The organism is Microcystis sp. LE19-10.1B (assembly GCF_027530565.1).
GTDB lineage: Bacteria > Cyanobacteriota > Cyanobacteriia > Cyanobacteriales > Microcystaceae > Microcystis > Microcystis aeruginosa.
The window spans coordinates 1-3,861 of the sequence record NZ_JAPZQM010000327.1; the positions used below are offsets into that span (position 1 = coordinate 1).

Annotated in this window: 3 protein-coding genes; all 3 read left to right on the forward strand. The window is 38.4% G+C overall.

What is annotated here, in order from left to right; translation table 11 throughout:
- Positions 1 to 82: 82 nt before the first annotated feature.
- On the forward strand, positions 83 to 445 hold the full coding sequence (locus tag O9332_RS11600) for a Het-E N-terminal domain-containing protein (RefSeq protein ID WP_502846648.1): 363 nt from the start codon (positions 83 to 85) through the stop codon (positions 443 to 445).
- 26 nt (positions 446 to 471) lie between these two features.
- Positions 472 to 834, forward strand: a complete 363-nt coding sequence (locus O9332_RS11605) for a coiled-coil domain-containing protein (RefSeq protein ID WP_288025616.1) — start codon at positions 472 to 474, stop codon at positions 832 to 834.
- A gap of 65 nt (positions 835 to 899) precedes the next feature.
- Positions 900 to 3,861 (forward strand): nSTAND1 domain-containing NTPase (locus tag O9332_RS11610; RefSeq protein ID WP_288025618.1); only part of this gene is annotated, 2,962 nt, incomplete at its 3' end.

The window sequence follows — 3,861 nt, forward strand, 5'->3', positions numbered from 1 at the left end:
ATCCTTATCTGGTAAGAGACTTAATTGATTAGTTGGCTCTAGAGCAAAAACAATTGACAAAAATCGCTAAGTGCCTTTCTCTATAAGGGTTCCATCCCTTATAACCCCCGTCCATTGCATAACACAAACCGAAGAGCCGAAGAAATTTGCAGAAAAAGGGAAAACAGATGATAGTGATATCGTCGATAAACATGAGAAAAAACCAGATTCAGAGGGGGTAAAAACACTGCTCAAAGAAGAGTTACTTGAAGCAAAAATTGATAGAGATGCAGAGGTTATTAAGACAGCAGAAGCATTACTCAAGCAATTAAAACCTGAAGAATTTGCCGCAGGTAAGTATAATATTAATGTTGGTGGTGATATTAAGGGAATGGTGGGAGATGGTACTTTTAAGGGAATTGCAGGAGAAATTAGTGGTGGAACTATTAGTCAGAACATTAATTAGTTGAGAATTATTTAGGAGGGAAATTTATGTCAATTACTGTTGAGGTAGAACTTAAAGATTTTCTAATTCAAATCAATCAAAAGTTAGACAATCTTCAAAAAGATGTTACTGATATTAAGATTGAACTTAGTGAAGTTAAAGGTGAAATTAAGCGTCTGGAGGGAAAAATTGATGGTGTCGAGAAGCGTCTGGAGGAAAAAATTGATGGTGTCGAGAAGCGTCTAGAGGGAAAAATTGATGGTATTGAGAAGCGTTTAGAGGGAAAAAATGATGGCGTGGAAAAGCGCTTAGAGAATCAAGAGTTTGTCAGTCGAGGGATTTTAGTTGCTTTAATTGTAACGATTTTAGGCGGTTTGGCTAAATTGTTTGGTTTAGTAGGAAGTCCTTAAAGAGTGCTAATTCTAAAACTGCAATTTAAAGTTAACTTTAAAAGAATAATTTTGGGGTAGCAAAAATGACTGATAAAAGTTATTATTTAGAAATAGGGGGTGATGTTAAAGGTCTTATTGGTGATGGTGAATTTAAGGGAATTGCAGGTGATATTAGTGGGTGTGTAATCAATCAATATATTATCACCCAAAAGTCAGGAGTTGAGATTCAGTCTCAACCTTTAATTACGGGTTCACCTTATTTGGGTTTAAGGAAGTTTGAAGTAGATGATAAGGATAGGTTTTTTGGGCGAGATAATTGGATTATTGAGTTAACTGATTATTTAAAGCAAAAGAATGTTTTATTGCTTTTAGGTGCGTCAGGAAGCGGTAAATCTTCTCTCGTGCAAGCGGGTTTAATTCCTAAGTTAAAGGATAATTTGGGCGCAAATAAATTGGTTAATTTAACTTTTGTTCCTGATGTTAATCCCTTTGAGTCTTTTTATGGTTGTCTTTTGGCAAATAGATATAAACAATCCCAAGCGAAATTAGCACAAGCTGTTAAAGAAGAGACTTTAATTAATGTGGTTGAAGGATTAAAAAATAATTCTGATTTATGGTTTATTTTTATTGACCAATTTGAGGAGTTATTTACTCGTACACCGAAGACGGAAAGAGATATTTTTATTAAAAGTTTGATTAAATTAATTGAAAATAATGATAGTTTAGTTAAAATTGTGATGACGATGAGGGCGGATTTTTTAGATAAATTAAGTCCTTATCCCAGTTTAGGAAAAATCCATGATCAGTATAGCAAGATGTTAACGGATATGGACGAAAGTGAGTTAAGATTAGCTATTGCTGAACCGGCGGCGAGAAATGGGGTAATCTTTGAAAAGGGATTAATTAATCAAATTATTGCCGATTTTTATGAACAGGCTGGCTCTTTACCTCTGTTACAATATACGTTAGATTTATTGTGGCAAAAAAATCATATTCAAGAGCGGATTTTAAATATTAAGATTTATCAAGAGATTGGTGGGGTAACGGGTGCGCTAGAAAAACAAGCGGATAAAATTTATGGTCAATTTAATGAACAGCAACGGAAAGCAGCAGAGGAAATTTTTCTAGAGTTAATTAGTTTAGAAGGGGAAAAAGCGGTTAGCAGAAGGGCGGATAAATCGAGTTTTGAACAGGAGGAAATGCAAAGGGAGGTTCTCTATCAATTGATAGATAATCGTCTTTTGGTGAGTAAGGGAGAAGACGGGAAAGCAACGGTTGAGATAGCGCATGAGGCGTTAATTCGTTCTTGGAAAGTGTTACAGGATTTAATTAGGGAAAAGGAGGAGATAATTGTTCTCAGAAGTCGTTTATATGCTGATGCTAAACAGTGGGATGATTTACAGAAGCAAGATGCAGTAAAAGCGAGTAGTGAGCTTTGGGGAGGTTCTAAACTGAAAAGGATTGTCAATCTTATCAAAGAAAAATCACTTTCTAATTTAGATGATGTAGCCGTAAAATTTATTAAAGCTAGTTATCACTATCAAAAGCAACGAGAAAAAATCGAAGCAGAAAGAAAACGGCGCGAAGTTGATACAGAACTTAGTTTAGCAAATTCTCTCAGTGGTTATTCTTTGCATCTCTTTAATGAAGAGGGAAAAGAATTAGATGCTATTGTTGAAGCGATTAAGGCAGGAAAAATTTTGCAGAAACACAACGCAAGCAACATGAAGGTAATTGATGCTTTGCAGAAGATTCTGGTTGAAGGAAGGGAATCTAATCGCTTAGTAGGGCATAATGATGGTGTCTGGAGTGTGAGTTTTAGCAGCGACGGTAAGACTTTAGCGACCGGTAGTGAGGACAAGACTATCAAACTCTGGAATGTAGAAACAGGCCAAGAAATCCGCACCCTCAAGGGGCATGATTGGTTTGTCAATAGCGTTAGTTTTAGTCCCGACGGCAAGACTTTGGTGAGCGGTAGTGGTGACAACACTATCAAACTCTGGAATGTAGAAACAGGCCAAGAAATCCGCACCCTCAAGGGGCATGATAGCGCTGTCTATAGCGTTAATTTTAGTCCCGACGGCAAGACTTTAGTGAGCGGTAGTGAGGACAAGACTATCAAACTCTGGAATGTAGAAACAGGCCAAGAAATCCGCACCCTCAAGGGGCATGATAGCACTGTCATAAGCGTTAATTTTAGTCCCGACGGCAAGACTTTGGTGAGCGGTAGTGGTGACAACACTATCAAACTCTGGAATGGGTCAACAGGTCAAGAAATCCGCACTCTCTCTGGGCCTAATGATATTGTCTGGAGTGTGAGTTTTAGCCCTGACGGTAAGACCTTAGCTTCTAGTAGTGAAGACAAGACAATCAAACTCTGGAATGTAGAAACAGGCAAAGAAATCCGCACCCTCAAGGGGCATGATAGAGATGTCACAAGCGTTAATTTTAGTCCCGACGGCAAGACTTTGGTGAGCGGTAGTGGTGACAACACTATCAAACTCTGGAATGTAGAAACAGGCCAAGAAATCGGCACTCTCAGAGGGCATAATGGAATTGTCTCAAGCGTGAGTTTTAGTAGCGACGGTAAGACCTTAGCTTCTAGTAGTTATGACAATACAATCAAACTGTGGAATGTCGAGGGAAAAGAAATCCGCACTCTCTCTGGGCATAATAGAATTGTCTTAAGCGTGAGTTTTAGTCCTGACGGTAAGACTTTAGCGACCGGTAGTGAAGACAAGACAATCAAACTGTGGAATGTAGAGACAGGTCAAAAAATCCGCACTCTCTCTGGGCATAAATGGAGTGTCAATAGCGTGAGTTTTAGCAGGGACGGTAAGAAATTAGCGACCGGTAGTGGTATCTTGATATCTGTTAGAGACAACACAATCAAACTATGGAATGTAGCAGCAATTCCAAATTCAAACGGTAGTGTAGGATACAGAATTGATTTCGCTTCTGTCCCTCAAAATAGAGTGAACGAGTTGCCCATTGGGTTTTGCAGGAATGGAAGTCCAAGATTTGAGTTTTATAGGGATGCTGAGC

What these genes read in the sequence shown, in the direction of transcription:
- O9332_RS11605 (WP_288025616.1), top strand. Translation starts at nt 472, where the DNA reads ATGTCAATTACTGTTGAGGTAGAACTTAAAGATTTTCTAATTCAAATC.